The sequence below is a fragment of the Flavobacterium gelatinilyticum genome, assembly GCF_027111295.1.
Lineage (GTDB): Bacteria > Bacteroidota > Bacteroidia > Flavobacteriales > Flavobacteriaceae > Flavobacterium > Flavobacterium gelatinilyticum.
On record NZ_CP114287.1, the window covers coordinates 2,155,024 to 2,171,216 of the forward strand.

Consider the following 16,193-nt stretch of genomic DNA (forward strand, 5'->3'; position numbering starts at 1 on the left):
TTAGTTTTGAATCACTTTAAGCTTTGTTCCATTCACAAAATCATCGTGCGAAATAAAAAAGCTGTTAAGTGATTTTCCGTTTAGCTCAATCGAATTGATTTTTCCATCATTATTGATTTGTCTTTCAATTACAATGCTTTCTTTTTTATAATATCTTGGATCTAATTTGATCGTAATTCTATGAAACATTGGTGCTGTAATCGTGTAAACCGGATCTCCCGGAGAAATTGGGTAAATTCCCATCATCGAATACACTAACCAAGCCGACATTGTTCCGGTGTCGTCATTTCCTGGTAATCCTTTTGGTTCATTTTTGAAATGTTCTCTAACCAATCTTTTCACATGTTCTTGTGCTTTATATTCATCACCTTTCACATAATTAAACAAAAACGGATTGGCGATGTCTGGTTCATTTGCCATATCAAATTGATTAATGTCGAAGATTTTCTGCAATTGGGCTGAAAAAGCTTTTTCACCGCCCATTAATTTCATTAATCCTTTAATATCATGCGGAACCATAAAATTATACTGCCAGGCATTTCCTTCGATAAAACCAACATTTTCTTCAAAATTAGCCCCGGAAGCAGGATCAAAAGGTTCGTACCAATTTCCGTTTGCAATTCTTGGGCGAAGTAAATTTAGATTCTTATCAAATAATTTTCTGTAGGATAACGAACGTTCTTTAAAACGTTTTACATTGTCTTTGTCTCCAAATTCGTTGGCCATAAGCGAAATAGCATAATCTGAAATATTGTATTCCTGAGTCGTAGAAACGGGACCTTTGTTGTCAGTTGTCAAATATCCTTTTTTGATATAATCTTTCAATCCCGGACGAAGCGGATTATTTTCAATATTATCGGCGCCTTTCAACATCGCATAGTACGCTTTATTAACATCATAATCACGAATTCCTCTCATGTAAGTATCTGTAATAACAATACTTGCCGGATCTCCAACCATGGTAAAAGTTTCAGTCGAATTTAATTCCCATTTTGGTAACCAGCCGTTTTCATCAAACATCTCCAACATACTTTTTACCATATCAGATTGTTGTTTTGGATAAACCAATGACATTAACTGATGCACATTTCTGTAGGTATCCCACAATGAAAATACGGTATAACGAGTATCTTTGGTTTTAGCAATTTTACTTCTTTTGATTACCGGATATTCTCCGTTAATATCATTTAAAGTGTTCGGATGGATTAGTGTATGATACAAAGCCGTATAGAAAATCGTATTGTCATCTTTTGAACCTCCTTCAACCAAAATTTTAGATAATTCTTCGTTCCATTCGTTGTAGGTTTCTTTATAAATTGCGTCAAAAGATCTGTTACCCACTTCTTTTGCTAAGTTTTCACGGGCATTCTCGATACTTACGTACGAAATTCCGATCTTTACTTCAACCGTTTCTTGTTTGTCGAATTTATACGTAAAATAACTTCCAATACTATCACCTACAACAGTCTTAATGGTATTATCCATCATTCTTGCTTTTCCGTTGTAACCCATCCATTGCGCTTCAACACCGTTGTATTTCGCAGGCTTTTTCCAAACTCCGAATTTATCGGCAGGTTTAGAAAATTGAGCCACAAAATAAACTGGGTAAGCATCTTCCGGGCTGTTGTAACAAAACGAGCCAACCGAACGCATTCCTTCAATTTCTGTCGATGACACTACTTTTATCATTGCACCTTCTTCATTTGTTAAACCTAAACCAAGATTTAATAAAATATTAGACTGCCCTTTCGGGAAAGTGAATCTGCTGATCCCAACTCGTTTTGAAGCCGTGAATTCGCCTTTTACTTTGTACTTATCGATGTTTACACTGTAATAAGCCGCTTTTGCAACTTCATTAGAATAAGTAGAACCGTATTTTAAATGATCGATTTCTACTGCTCCAGTCGTTGGCATCAATAAAATTACGCCCAATTCCGGACAGCCAACTCCGCTTAAATTCACTTGGCTAAATCCAGTCAAAAAAGTATTTTCATTCACATACGGATTAGAAAGCCATTGACTGTCTTTTTCCATAGGAGTATTTTTTACTCCGGCCACATTAAACGGACTAATACTAGCCATTCCGCGCGGTGCAATTGGACCCGGAAAAGCAGCACCATAATTAGAAGTTCCAATAAGCGGATTAACAAAATCTGCAGGCTCCTGCGCAAAAATAGTGATGCTAAAAAACAGCATGTATAAAATACATGCTGTCTTAAATTTATATTTAGTATTTAAAACCATAGGTTTCCTTCTTATCTGTTGATCGCTTCAATTTTTAAAGTCCACGCTTCTTTTGCAGGAAGGTTGTTTCTTAAACTTTCTGGAATAATTACTTTAAATCCATTTCCTTCTTTTGTCCATTTTAAAGAAGTTTTAGAACCTAACATCGTAATTTTTGTTCCTTTTTTAGGGCTGATAGATTTTACTATAACTTCTGCAGGAATTTTATCTTCTCCTTCTTTAGCTAAATAAAATGCGAATACATTTCCTGCTTTATTTTGTGTAAAACAAATGTTTTCTTCTTTATAAGGCTCGATTGGTTTTGTGTTGTAAATCGCTGTACTGTTTACTTTCATCCAGTCTCCGTATGCTTGTAATAAATCGTAAGCGCCTTTATCCCATTCTCCTTCAGGGCTTGGAGCCACGTTTAATAACAAGTTTCCGCCTTTTGCCACAATATCAACTAACATGTGAATTCCTTGTCTTCCAGTCATGTACTCAGCTCCCGGAGAATAAGACCATCCTCCTCCGGCTGGAATACAAGATTCCCATGGGTAAGGCAAAGTTTTAGCAGGAACGCGTCCTTCCGGCGTTAAGTAGTTTTGGTTTTTACCATGAACTGCTCTGTCTACTACAATTAATCCTGGTTGTTTTTGACGTGCTTTTACAACCAATTCATCCATTTTCGGATCCTGATCTACCACTCTGTGTTTAATGAAACCGTTTTTAGATTCGTTTTCTGTAAACTTCTCATCGTAGTTTTCTTTTAGATTTTGCTGATCTCTTTTTCTAACCCATCCTCCATCTAACCATAAGATGTCTACTTTTCCGTAGTTCGTTAAGATTTCTAAGATTTGGTTGTGAGTAAAATCAACATATTTCTGCCATTTTTCAGGATATAAAGCAGGATCGTAGTTTACGTTTCTGTCGAATGGAGGAAAATACGGATCCCAGTAATTTTCGTTATGCCAGTCTGGTTTAGAGAAATAAGCTCCGGTTGAAATACCTTCACCTCTAAAAGAGTTGAAAATTTCTTTTAAAACGTCTGCTTTTGGATTTGTACTAAAAGGAACGTCTTTGTTCGTTATTTTATAATCAGAATATTTAGTATCATACATATTAAATCCGTCATGGTGTTTTGTTGTAAAAACCATGTATTTCATTCCGGCATATTTAGCAGCTTTTGCCCATTTAGCAGGATCGAATTTCACAGGATTAAATGTTTTTCTCAATCCTTCATAATCGGCAATATATTGATTGTAATTAGCAGGATTACTTCCTTTTTTACGCTCACACCAACCGTAATCTTCTGGACAGATTGACCAAGATTCTACAATTCCCCATTGGCTGTACGTTCCCCAGTGCATTAACAAACCAAATTTTTTGCCCTGCCACTCGTCTAAGTTTTTCAACACTAACGGATCTGTCTCTGGTACATAGCGCTCATCTTCATAAATGGCCTGCGAAAACATCTGAACCGAAAATAACATCGCGATTATGAATATTCCTTTTTTCATCTTTATTCTATTTATAGTTTTTGTTTTTGTTCTTTCTATTTAATTGTAAAACTTACATTTAACGAGTTGGACGTTTTGAGCCCAAATTCTCCTCATTTTTGTCATTTCGACGTAAGGAGAAATCTTCGTAAGTAACTCCTCAATCTTTGTCAATTCCCGAGTTTGATTTGCTTCGCTTATTCGCTATCGCCCGGGTCTCGTTCCTCTTAATTACAAACCGGGCGTAAAACTTTGACAAAGTTCATGCGGTATAATTAGTTCACGACAATCTCATCCACAAACAGCCATGAACTTTCTCCTTTAGGGCTTTTCTTTAAGTTGCCTGCAATTACTTTTACAAATCGTGCATTTTGTTTTTGAAAACTGATTTTAAAATCTTTCAATTCCGGAAGGGGATTTACAGCATACGGACGTGTAATTTTTCCAACCTGTTTGTATTTTATTCCGTCATTAGAAACCAATACTTTTACTTCAACCGGAAAATTAACTCCTGCTCCCTGACTTTCTAAAGTTCCTACTAAAACTTGTTCTACGCTTTCCTGTTTTTGAAAATCAATTACCAGTTCCATATCGTTTACAAGCCATGCCTGCCACTGTCCGTCATGGAAATTTTTACTTCCTCTAATTGTGTTTACCATTGTATTGGCATCACCTTTATAACTCTGATTAAAAGGAGTTAAATATTTTACTTTACTGGCAACTGCTTTATGGAAAATAATGGTATCGGTAAAGGTTTTTCCAACCGGTTTATCATCCTGAAACAAAGATGCTTTTAAGATTGTCGTTTCTGTAAACTCAATTGGACTTGTATATTTTACAGCGTGATGATCAATGTTTTTATCTCCTAAAACGTAACGGATATCCGGATTTGGAAACTCGTTTTTCAGCTCAACTTTGATTTTCTTATTTGCTAAATCAGCAGTTGAAGAAGCGGTTACCAAATACGCACTTTTTGCATAATTGATTCCTAAATAATCGTAACGTTTTAGTAATGAAAACAATCTTGTTGTAAAATCATCCCAGTTACGTTTTTCTTTCGGGCTCCATAACGTTTCTGATAAAGCGGCCAGTCTTGGAAAAATCATATATTCAGAATCTTTTGGCAAGGCTAAATGTTCTGCCCATAAATTGGCTTGTCCTCCTAATATGTGCGCTGCTTCCTGAGGCGACATAGTTGGAACCACAGGATCAAATTTATACACTTCGTTTAACGGATTATAAGCATCAAAAGCCAATGGTTCCTCGTTTTGCGGACCCTGATAAAAGTTGAAATAACAAGGAGATTCCGGAGTCATAATAACGTCATGTCCCTGATCTGCTGCTTCGATTCCGCCTTTCGTTCCTCTCCAGCTCATTACTGTTGCATCCGGAGCAAGACCGCCTTCTAAAATTTCATCCCAGCCAATAACTTTTTTACCTTTTGAGTTAATGTACTTTTCCATGCGTTTTACAAAGTAGCTTTGTAATTCTTCTACGCTTTTAAGGTTATTGTCTTTGATTCTTTTCTGGCAGTGCGGACATTTTGCCCAATTGGTTTTCGTAGCTTCATCACCTCCAATGTGAATGTATTTGGAAGGAAATATGGTCATTACCTCGTCTAACACATTCTGCAGAAACTCAAACGTAGTTTCCTTTCCTGCACAATAGATATCAGTAATAGGCCATAATCCTCCTGATGGCACTCCAATACGCTGATCAAAACAAGCCAGTTCAGGATACGATGCAATAGCACTGCTTACGTGTGCCGGCATTTCGATTTCCGGAATTACTTCGATGTTTTTTGATGCGGCATATTTTACGATTTCTTTTAATTCTTCCTGAGTAAAAAAGCCTCCGTACGTTCCTTTTTGATCTGCCGTTACAGGAAGCCTGGCGTTCCAGGATAAGTTTTCCTGATCGACTCTCCAGGCACCTACTTCTGTTAGTTTTGGGTATTTTTTAATTTCGATTCTCCAGCCCTGATCGTCTACTAAATGCAGGTGCAAAACATTCATTTTGTGCATCGCCAAACGATCAATTGTGGCCAGAATATAATTTTTATCGAAGAAATGACGCGATAAATCGAGCATTAAACCTCTCCATTTAAAACGCGGTTCATCGTTAATCGTTAAACTTGGAATCTGCCATTTTGCAGATGAAACAGTATACGTACTTTCGATGGCTTCGGGAAGTAATTGTCTAATACTTTCCAAACCATACATAAATCCGGTATTGCTTTTTGCCGAAATAACAATATTTGTTGGATTTACATCCAGAATATATGCTTCATTTTTTAGATTCGGATCTACTTTAAACTGAACAAAATTACTTGCAGGAGCTTTTGCTGTAATTTCCGGTTTCCATCCGGCTGCAATTTCAAATTTAGAAGCCAGAGCATTTGCCGCTTCTTTCTGAAAATCGCCGTTAACTACAAATTTTGTATTTTTTGTAAATTCAAAAACACCTGTTTTTATAAAAGTCTGAGTTGGTTTTGGGATGATGCGAATGTCTTTTTCCGTAAACACTTTCTGAGCATACGAAGAAGTTACAAGAGCAAGAAAACCAATTATCAAATAAGATTTTATAATTCTCATATCGTAATTATTTTAATGATGGTGTTATTTTAAATTTATAGTAATAATCTTTATCTCTTAAAAGGTATTTTTCCATTGGCCATGCCTGCCAGCTGTCAATTCCTCCTACTCCCATTTGTTTCGAATCGATTTTTAAACTTGTTAAATCTCTCTCTTTCAATTCGGCAGCGTGTCGCTGATCTTTTTCTAAACCATCATCTAAATCTTCGTTTAAATAATGTAAAGCGGTAATGGCTAATAAATTATCTGATGTTACGGTTAATTTCAATTTATCGCTTACTAATTCCAGGAAACGAACATCGGTTTTATTTCCGGTTTCCTGCGGACGGATGTACGGATAATATTGTTCGGCAACCGTTTGATTATACAATCCTACTTGTGAACTGTAATTTCTGTCGATATAATTTTCGTGCGGGCCTCTTCCGTAATAGGTTAAATTACTGAATTCTTTCGGAACAATTACTTCCATTCCAAATCTTGGCAGCATTGGCTGTTCTTTCGTTTTATCAATATTTAAAACTTCTTTTACGGCTAATTCTCCATTGCTGTTAAATTCGTAATTCAGCTCTAAAGTCGAATTTACCTGAGGCAGACTATACGTTGCTTTAACTGTAATTTTATTGTCTTTTGCCGGAACAAAAGTCCAGTTTACCAATGTTGGGTTTTCTGTTGCTTCTTTCCAGGCAGCTAAATTTTTCTGAAAGTTTGCTCCAAAATCATTGTCGTTTGGTGCTCTCCAGAAGTTAGGACGTAACTGATATCCTTCTTTTATAATTGGTAAATTATTGAATGAATAGCTGTTAATGAATCCTGTTTTTTTATCGAAAGTAATTTCGGCTTTATCGCTTTTGAAAACAGTCGCATTTGCTTTTTTCTCAACTGTAATTTTTCCTGCACCTTTTACCGTAATATCATTTTTCCATTCGCCTTTATAAGCCAATTGATCTGATGCGATTTCGAAACCTTTTGGTAAAAACGGTTCTTCTTCTTTTAGATGATAGGTTACATTGATAAAAGCTTCCTGAAATGGTTTGTCTCCCAGTTTAACCGGAAGTGTATAGGTTTTTGACTGATTTGGATCCACTGCCAAATAATCGATAACGCCTGTTGCTTCTGTAACGCCGTCCAGAACTAATTTCCAGTGAAGGGTTACGTTGCTTAAATCTTTAAACGAAAATTCGTTGTAAACTTTAATCGTTGCTGTTGCTGCATTTTCCCATGAAGTCAAAATATTCTGATGTACATTTTTTACTTCAAATGCATGCGGATTTGGTTTTCTGTCAACCGTGAAAACACCGTTGTTTACAAAGTTGTTATCACTTTTTACGTCTTTTGGTCCAAAATCTCCTCCATACGCTAAAATTGTAGTTCCATTGTCTAATTTCTTATAGACTGATTGATCGATCATATCCCAAATAAATCCTCCCTGAAAGTTTGGATATTTACGAATAACATCCCAATAATCTTTGAAATTCCCCATTGAGTTCCCCATTGCGTGTGCATATTCACACTGAATGTAAGGTCTCGAAGGATTTGGATTTGCCAGAATGTATTCTTCCATTTTATTTGGTGAACTGTACATTGGATCGATGATGTCAGAATCCCATTCGAATTTTAAATCTTTCCCGTCCCAGGCTCCTGCAGTTGCTCTTTCGTACTGAATTGGTCTTGATTTATCACGGTTTTTAATCCATAAATAACCTCTGTAGAAATTATAACCGTTTCCGGCTTCGTTACCCATACTCCAGATGATAATAGATGTGTGGTTTTTATCTCTTTCGATCATACGCTGCATACGCTGAATGTGCGCCAGTTCCCAGTCTGGTTTATTACCAAGGGTTTTGGTAATATCGTACCCCATTCCGTGCGATTCGATATTGGCTTCGTCCACAACATAAATTCCGTATTTATCACATAATTCATAGAAATATTCGTCGTTTGGATAATGCGACATTCTTACCGCATTGATATTAAACTCTTTCATTAGTTTAATATCCTGCTCCATTCTTTCTCTGGAAATCGTTTGTCCTGTAATTGGATCCACTTCGTGGCGGTTTACACCTTTTATGTAAATCGCTTTTCCGTTTACTAAAAGCTGTCCGCCCTTAATTTCAACTTTCCTGAAACCAACGTTGTGATTGATTACTTCAACAATACTTCCTTTTTTATCTTTTAAAATAAAACTTACCTGATATAAATTCGGGATTTCGGCACTCCATTTCTTCGGATTGTTTATTGCGAAATCAAAAGTTAATTTTTTAGCATCGCCTAAATTTGCTTTTTTAGTTTCGATAACTTTTCCGTTGTCTTTTAACTGTACTTCAAATGTATAAGCCTCTTTTTTATTTATATCCGAAAATTCAGTTGAAATTTTCAATGTTCCGTCTACATATTTTGCATCTAAATCCGGTATGATTTCGAAGTCTTTTAAATGCGCTTTGTTTCTGGCAACCAGGTAAGAATCCCTGGTAATACCACTCATTCTCCACATATCCTGACATTCCAGGTACGAACCGTCGTTCCATTTCATTACCTGCAAAACGATAAGGTTTTTTCCTGTTTTTACGTATTTGTTCAGATTGAATTCAGAAGGCAGTTTTCCGTCTTCTCCATATCCTACATAAACACCGTTTACCCAAACCGTTAAGTTTGATTTTGCTGTACCAATGTGAAGAAAAATGTCTTTTCCTTCCCAGGATTTATCGATCGTTACTTCTCTTCTGTAAACTCCTGTCGGGTTGTAATTTGTGGGTACAAACGGCGGATTTGGAGCCATTAAATAATCAAAATCATACGAAGTGTTTACATAAATTGGATATCCATATCCGTTTACGTCCCAGCTTGCCGGGATTTTGAAGTTATCCCATGATTTATCGTTAAAAGTGCTTTTTTCAAATTCTTTTGGAAGATCAGCCGGTTTTTCAACGTATTTGAATTTCCATGCTCCGTTGATATCTAAATAGTTTTTAGATTCTCTCCAGTTGTTTTTAACAGCAGCAGTTTCATTTTCAAAAACATAATAGGCAGCGTGCATAGGCTCTCTATTCTCTTCATTGATTTTTTCATTCTGCCAGAACGGAACTTTTTCCTGAGCATTAACAGATACTATCGAGGCGATCAGCAGGGATAATATGGATATTGTTTTTTTCATTCTTTGTTTTTGTTTGAACACATAGCCCCGATGAACATCGGGATAGATTGTGAGAGAAAAATCTATATTTCTATGTGTTTATTTTTTTTGTTTTTAGTTTGTCATTTCGGCCGAAGGGAAAAATCGCGCTAGAAACTCCTCTGTCAATTCGTAAATCTTTGTCGATTAACTTGTGTGATTTGCTTCGCCTGTTCGCTATCGTCCGGGCTCCTTACGTCGAAATAACAATATTGCGTAATCTATTTATCCCACGACATTTTAAATTTGGCATCTTCCATACGGTGTCCTTTTTCTTCGTCTGAAACAGCGAAATTGAAACCAGATCTCAGACTGTAACCTGCGTGTTCACCATTTTTGTTCAACGCAATAAAACCAACCTGAAGATATTCCATGTCTTTGTGGTTTTTGTGTTTTTTGTAAATACGTTCTGTGATTTCCTTACAGGCATCGTAAGGCGATTTTCCCTGACGCATTAATTCGACTACCATAGCACTTCCGGCAGTTCTGATTACGGCTTCGCCCAATCCTGTTGCCGCTGCAGCACCTACTTCGTTATCAAGAAAAAGACCCGCGCCGATTATTGGGGAGTCACCGACGCGGCCATGCATCTTCCAGGCAGCACCACTAGTGGTACACCCTCCCGAAAGATTTCCGTCTTTATCCAACATTAGCATGCTTATGGTATCGTGATTTTCTATATTAATAACCGGTTTGTATTTTGAATCTTCCAGCCATTTCTTCCAGTCTTTTTCAGACTCGGGAGTTAGTAAATTTTCTTCTTTAAAGCCTTCTGATAAGGCAAATTGCAAAGCGCCTTGCCCGGCTAACATAACGTGAGGCGTATTTTCAAGGACTCTTTTAGCAACCGAAATAGGGTGTTTGATTCCCTGAAGAAAACAAACAGAACCGCAGTTGCTGTTATGATCCATAATACAGGCGTCAAGCGTTACTTTTCCTTCGCGATCCGGATATCCTCCATAACCAACACTGCGGACATTCGGATCTGCTTCAGGAATTTTCATACCGGCTTCTATTGCTTCAAGAGCAGATTTTCCGGCTTGTAATTGTTTCCAGGTTTCCTGATTCGCGGGTAAGCCGTGATTCCATGTCGAAATTACGATTGGTTTTTTAACTTTTTTTGAAGGAATTTCTAATGCTTCTCCTTTTTCATCTTCTCTGTCTTTCGCAAATCCGCTAAAGCCAACAGAACTTACGGCTGCTGCGCCTAAAGCTGCTTTTTTGATAAAATCTCTTCTATTTGACATGCTGCTTACTTTTTAAATGGAATTCTGAGATTATTCTTTGTCTTGAATATTTCAACACGCAGTGACATAGTTTTTGAAATGGTAAAGTGTTTAGCTTTTATCAACAAACATGACTGTGTGTGGAAATTTGCTTATTCTTTTTCAACCTATAAAAACCTATTTTCTATGTGTTGAAAATACTATTTTAAACTGGCTTTTGTTTCTTTGATGGTTTTTAAATTGCTTTCTGTTAAAGCATTTCCGTCAAAGAAAGAAACTCCGACAGCTCCGTTTTCTTTTGCTTCTAAAATCGCCTGCTTTAGTTCTGCGTCGTTTTTAAGGCCCGGAATATAAATTCCTGTAATGATTTTTGTCTTTTTGTCTTCTAAATCATCAACGCCTTGTTTTGTTGCATAGCCAACCCAGTCAATTTCTTCATTGTAAAAACTGTGGTAAATCATTGGATAAACTTCGTCGATATTCCATTTATCCCAACGCTGACGTACCATGTGGTCTGACATTTCAGGATAAGGAAATACAGCTGCCGTTAATTGTTTGTTGTGTTTATGAACAATATCATAAGCATCATTAACCACGGCTTTTATGGCATTTAAACGGAAGTTTTTCCATTCCATGTCGATAGAAGTATTGTGGCTTTCTTTTGGATTTTTGTGGTGGATTTTTTCGAATGCTTTTACACATTCATCGCAGTAACAAAAGTCGAATTGAGGTAATTCTACATCCTGAACTAAGTTGTATTTAGGCAGAAGGCTGATTGGTAAAAAGATGTCCGGGAAACGAATGTAATCTAAATGTACACTTTCGATTCCTTCTACTTTTGCCAGTTCTTCAACTAAGGCCAAAACGTGTTCTCTTGATTCTTTTCTGGTTGGACATAACCATTGGTAGTAATCTACATACGGGCGGTGGTCAAAACAAGATTTTCCTTCTTTGCTTACCTGATACCACTCCGGATGCTGTAATGCGATTGAATCGCCAGGTCTGTTCATTGCCATAATCCAGGCATGCACTTTTAGACCTTCTTTTGTAGCCAGAGGCACTAATCTTTTTAAAAGCTTTGGGTCTGTGATGGTATTAATTAATACTTCATCGATACCGCCGTCTTTGTATTTTTTGAATTCTGCTGTGTAATCTGCATCCGATTTTTTTGGGTCGGCAGTTGTCCAGACACCAAATTTAAATGCAGTAGTTTTTTCTTCTTCTTTCTTCGCACATGAAAAAATGCTTAGTGCCAGTAAAATAAGGAGTAGTTTTGGTAGTTTCATAGTGGTTTATTTTGATATTATTTTGCCGTCCTGCCTTATAATCAACGTTTGGTTTGAAAAAGGGCTTTTTACAGAAATATTGTATCCGGAGGCATGATTTTCTAACACTGGTTTCAAAATTTTACCATCAACTTTGATCGGTTCTTTTGTGAGATCGGCCAATGATTTTGCCCAGCTTTTATTTTTTTGATTGTATTCTTTTTGAGCGCGGTACAAATTGTACAGTTCCCATCGCACTTTTTCGTCCTGCGGAATGGTAAAGGTATCTTTTCCTTCTTTTGTAGAAAAATAAACATAACCCCATTTTTCAGGTTCGTGCATATTGATTACGCCCATTGGCGACCAAACCCAGTTGTACTCAGGCAGAAACTTGCCGTCAGTTCCTTTTTTGCGTTCGTATTTGCCGTTTACAATAGAGTGATCCCAGTTTACTCTTGAGAAATTAACTCTCCAGAATTTATCGGCGGGAACGTTCTGATCGTAATAAGACGTTTTGTAAGCTTCCCAGGGAAGTGCCATTTCTAAAACCCATCCCTGATCGATATCGTCAGGATTATTAAGGGTTCCGTGAATTTTTACTGCTGATTTTAAACCCGGAATATTCCAGTCGTTTAAAACCACCAGGTCTTCTCTGTAAGGCTTTGATAAAAATAGATCCCAAGCAGTGTTCAAGGCGTTTATTTCTAATTCGTAATAGTTAAAAGTATCGCTGTCGGGATCTATAAAAACTTCAAAATCGTTATTATAAAAAATAATGGTGTCGCGTTGTTTTAGATTGGCCCAAACATGGGGTTCATCAATTTTTGCTAAAATATAAAAATTGGTTTCATCCCACAGCATTTTAACTTTTGTTGCATATTTTGGCTTAACGTCGTTTTCGATATCCTCAAAAAGGTCAGTCCATTCTGCTTTCTGCCAGGCTGGATCAGACTCATCGCCGTCAATTGTAATTGCTTTTGTAGTTTTTGTCGCTGTATAGGTTTTAGGCACAATAGTATTTTTCTTCGATTGTGAAAAAACAGCAATCGAAGAAAAAACTAAAACAATTGTTAACCATTGATTTTTTAAAAACATGCTTGTATTATAAACTGTTATCTTTTGTAAACTGAATTACTTCACTTAGTTTTCCAAATGCAATAGCAACTGCTGTATCTGCTGCACCATAATAAACTGCCAGTTTATCTTCTTCTGTATCGTGTAAAGCTGCGCAAGGGAAAACTACGTTTGGCACATCTCCAACCATTTCATAAATCTCTGCAGGTCCTAATAAATAAGGCTGTGTTCTGTATTTTACTTTATCCGGTGAGTCTACATCTAAAAGTGCAGATCCCATTGCGTAACGGAAACCGTTGCAGGTATTGATAACCCCGTGGTAGATCATTAACCAGCCTTCGTTAGTTAAAATCGGGATTGGTCCTGCTCCTACTTTTGTACACTGCCATGCGCTTTGTTCAAACGGACTTGGTTTCATTACTAATCTGTGTTCTCCCCAATATTTCATATCGGGGCTGTAGCTGATCCAGATATCTCCAAATGGTGTATGTCCGTTATCACTTGGACGGCTTAACATGGCGTATTTACCGTTTATTTTCTGCGGGAATAAAACTCCGTTTCTGTTGAATGGTAAAAAGGCATTTTCGCATTGGAAAAACTCTTTAAAATCAAAAGTATATCCAATTCCAATTGTTGGTCCGTTATACCCGTTACACCACGTAATCCAGTAACGGTCTTCGATAAAAACCACACGTGGATCGTATTTATAAGCAGATTCAATCATTTCTGTATTTCCGGATTTCATCTCAATTGGTTCATGGTTGATGTCCCAATTGATGCCATCTTTACTGAAACCAGCAAAAATATTCATTTGAACCGCTTTGTTATCACATCTGAAAACACCTGCATATCCGTCGCCAAAAGGCACAACTGCACTGTTAAAAATACTGTTTGAAGACGGAATCGCATATCTGTCGATAATTGGATTCTCAGAATATCTCCACATTACATCTTTACTGTTTTCGGGTCTGTCTTGCCAAGGAATACTGCTCATTTTTTTTATTTTTTGTTTACTGTTTTTATTTTTAAAGCTTTGCCAAAGTTTAAAACTTTGACAAAGCGAATTCAACTTTTTAAACACATAGAAACATAGTTTTTAAAATTTAAAAAAAGGGCATCAGTTTAATCCAAAAGGCATTGCTATATGTGTGGAACCTGTTTCTTTTTTTTATTACTGTATTTCTAAACATAAAAACTTATGTCTCTATGTGTTTGTTTTTTTGCACAATCTTGTCATTTCGACAAACTGCGGTGTTATTTTACTTAATCTGCTATTTTGCGAACTTTATCAAGCCACGTGAATTTTAATACTGTTGTGGTTACTAAAAACACGATTAATGCTGCAACTGCTTTTGGATAATCTCTGATGATGAAAAATATCGGAAGCAGAATCATACTCGACTGCCAGATAATTCCAATCGCACAGTTCATCATATCTATCCAGAAATCATTATTTTTTTCAAAAGCCTGATCTTCGGCTTTTAATTCTTTATAAACCGGATTCCAGAATCCCCAAGGTCTTACGTTTGAGTAGAAAGATTTTAAAACTTCCATTTCTGTCGGTTTGCTTAGGTAAGTCCCTAATAAACATCCTAAAATCGAGAATCCAAATATTAACGGGAACAAGTAAATGGCCTGAACTTGTGATAAATCGTATAAGAAAGAACCTTCGGTTAAATTTGCTTTGTTCATTCCTAAAATGAATTGTAACGAAGCGATGATTAATCCGGCAAACATTCCCCAGAAATACCCCCAGCCGTTAAAACGCCACCAGATCCATTTTAGGAAATTCGCGGCTACGTAACCTCCGTACAAAGCACTTGTAATCCATAAAGTCAAAGAATTAATAGAATCTGCAAAGAATCCCATGAAAACGCCTAATCCCACTACAAGGAAAGACGAAATCTGGCTTACCTTAATATAATGTGCATTTGAAGCAACTGGTTTGAAATATTTTTTATAAATATCATTTACAATATAAGCCGGACCAGCGTTTACGAATGCTGAAAATCCCGACATAAAAGCGGCCAATAAACCGGCTAAAAGGATTCCTTTAATTCCTACCGGAATATATAAATTCACCACTTTTGGCATTAATAATTCTAAATCGGCTCCTGTTAAACCTACGTTTGCATTTAATTCAGGTGCGAGGTTCACCAATGCAATTACCACGATTCCGGTAATTAATAAATATCTTGGAATAAACAAAATCAGGTTGGTAAAACCACTCATATATGCGGCTTCTTTTACTGATTTAGTCGAAAGAACTCTTTGTAAATCGTAACTTGGCGTTGGTCCTGCCACACTCGCAAAGAAACCTTTGAATAAAGTCATTCCAATAAAAGCGCCAAACATTTTGTAGCCTTCAGTATCAATTAAATTATTAAAGGTCTGGAATTTATCACTCCACTGGGTTTCAAACTGCCAGCCAAAGAAAACATTTTTCCATTCTTCGGTAATAACCGAATTAATCTGAATATCGGTATAATTGATAAAAGCGTAACCCGCAATTAAAACTCCGGCTACAATCATAATTAAATACTGCACCACTTCTGTCGCTACTACAGAGAACATACCGCCTTTTACGGTATAAATTGTAGTTAAGAAAATGATTAACAAAGCATAAGAACGCTCTGATGTTAATAATATCATATCGCCGTAGTGAAGCGTTAAATCCCACGGAAGAATAATGGTTACAAATTTCCCGATTCCTTCGAAGAAATAGGCGATAAAACCAATTGTTGAGATAATGGCAAAAATAGCTACAATAATATGAGATGCTTTTCCGGCTTTATCGCTCCCAAATCGCGTCAGGATCCATTCAGAACCTGTCATTACTTTGGATCTTCTAATCCAGACTGCGAGGAACATCATAACGAAAATCTGGTTCCATATCGGCCACAGCCACATAAACATGAAACTTTTTACTCCGTATAAAAACAGAACCCCAATCATCCAGGAAGTTCCTGAAACATCGAACATTCCGGATCCGTTACTTAGACCCAAAAAATACCATTTGATTGTTTTTCCTCCAAGAAAATAGTCATCAAGTCCTTTTTTTGCTTTTCTTGAAATCCAGATTCCGATACTTACCGAGAGCAGAATGTATGCTACGATTATCGATACGTCAATAATATCCATTTAAT

Annotated in this window: 9 protein-coding genes; all 9 read right to left on the minus strand. The window is 36.7% G+C overall.

Annotated features, from left to right (window positions below; all coding sequences use genetic code 11):
• The 9 genes from OZP11_RS09190 to OZP11_RS09230 all read right to left on the minus strand — a co-directional run bounded on the left by OZP11_RS09190 (nucleotide 1) and on the right by OZP11_RS09230 (nucleotide 16,188).
• Nucleotides 1-2,244, minus strand: a complete 2,244-nt coding sequence (locus OZP11_RS09190) for a GH92 family glycosyl hydrolase (RefSeq protein ID WP_281234919.1) — start codon at nucleotides 2,242-2,244, stop codon at nucleotides 1-3.
• Nucleotides 2,245-2,255: 11 nt separating this feature from the next.
• On the minus strand, nucleotides 2,256-3,740 hold the full coding sequence (locus tag OZP11_RS09195) for an alpha-L-fucosidase (RefSeq protein WP_281234920.1): 1,485 nt from the start codon (nucleotides 3,738-3,740) through the stop codon (nucleotides 2,256-2,258).
• 254 nt (nucleotides 3,741-3,994) lie between these two features.
• A complete protein-coding gene (locus OZP11_RS09200; protein WP_281234921.1) occupies nucleotides 3,995-6,313 on the minus strand; it encodes a glycoside hydrolase family 20 protein in 2,319 nt (772 codons plus the stop codon).
• Between the two features lie 7 nt (nucleotides 6,314-6,320).
• Nucleotides 6,321-9,464 carry a beta-galactosidase, LacZ type gene (lacZ, locus tag OZP11_RS09205; RefSeq protein ID WP_281234922.1) on the minus strand — a complete coding sequence of 1,048 codons (3,144 nt, stop codon included), beginning with the start codon at nucleotides 9,462-9,464 and terminating at the stop codon, nucleotides 6,321-6,323.
• Nucleotides 9,465-9,703: 239 nt separating this feature from the next.
• Nucleotides 9,704-10,729: an isoaspartyl peptidase/L-asparaginase family protein gene (locus tag OZP11_RS09210; protein ID WP_281234923.1), complete on the minus strand. Its 1,026-nt coding sequence runs from the start codon at nucleotides 10,727-10,729 to the stop codon at nucleotides 9,704-9,706.
• 179 nt (nucleotides 10,730-10,908) lie between these two features.
• On the minus strand, nucleotides 10,909-11,994 hold the full coding sequence (locus OZP11_RS09215; protein ID WP_281234924.1) for a putative glycoside hydrolase: 1,086 nt from the start codon (nucleotides 11,992-11,994) through the stop codon (nucleotides 10,909-10,911).
• A 6-nt stretch (nucleotides 11,995-12,000) separates the two neighbouring features.
• Nucleotides 12,001-13,068 carry a carbohydrate-binding family 9-like protein gene (locus OZP11_RS09220; RefSeq protein ID WP_281234925.1) on the minus strand — a complete coding sequence of 356 codons (1,068 nt, stop codon included), beginning with the start codon at nucleotides 13,066-13,068 and terminating at the stop codon, nucleotides 12,001-12,003.
• 7 nt (nucleotides 13,069-13,075) lie between these two features.
• Nucleotides 13,076-14,041, minus strand: a complete 966-nt coding sequence (locus OZP11_RS09225; RefSeq protein WP_281234926.1) for a glycoside hydrolase family 130 protein — start codon at nucleotides 14,039-14,041, stop codon at nucleotides 13,076-13,078.
• 269 nt (nucleotides 14,042-14,310) lie between these two features.
• The gene (locus OZP11_RS09230; RefSeq protein ID WP_281234927.1) at nucleotides 14,311-16,188 is read right to left on the minus strand and encodes a sodium:solute symporter family protein; all 1,878 of its coding nucleotides are present in this window, start codon (nucleotides 16,186-16,188) and stop codon (nucleotides 14,311-14,313) included.
• Between the last annotated feature and the right edge of the window lie 5 nt (nucleotides 16,189-16,193).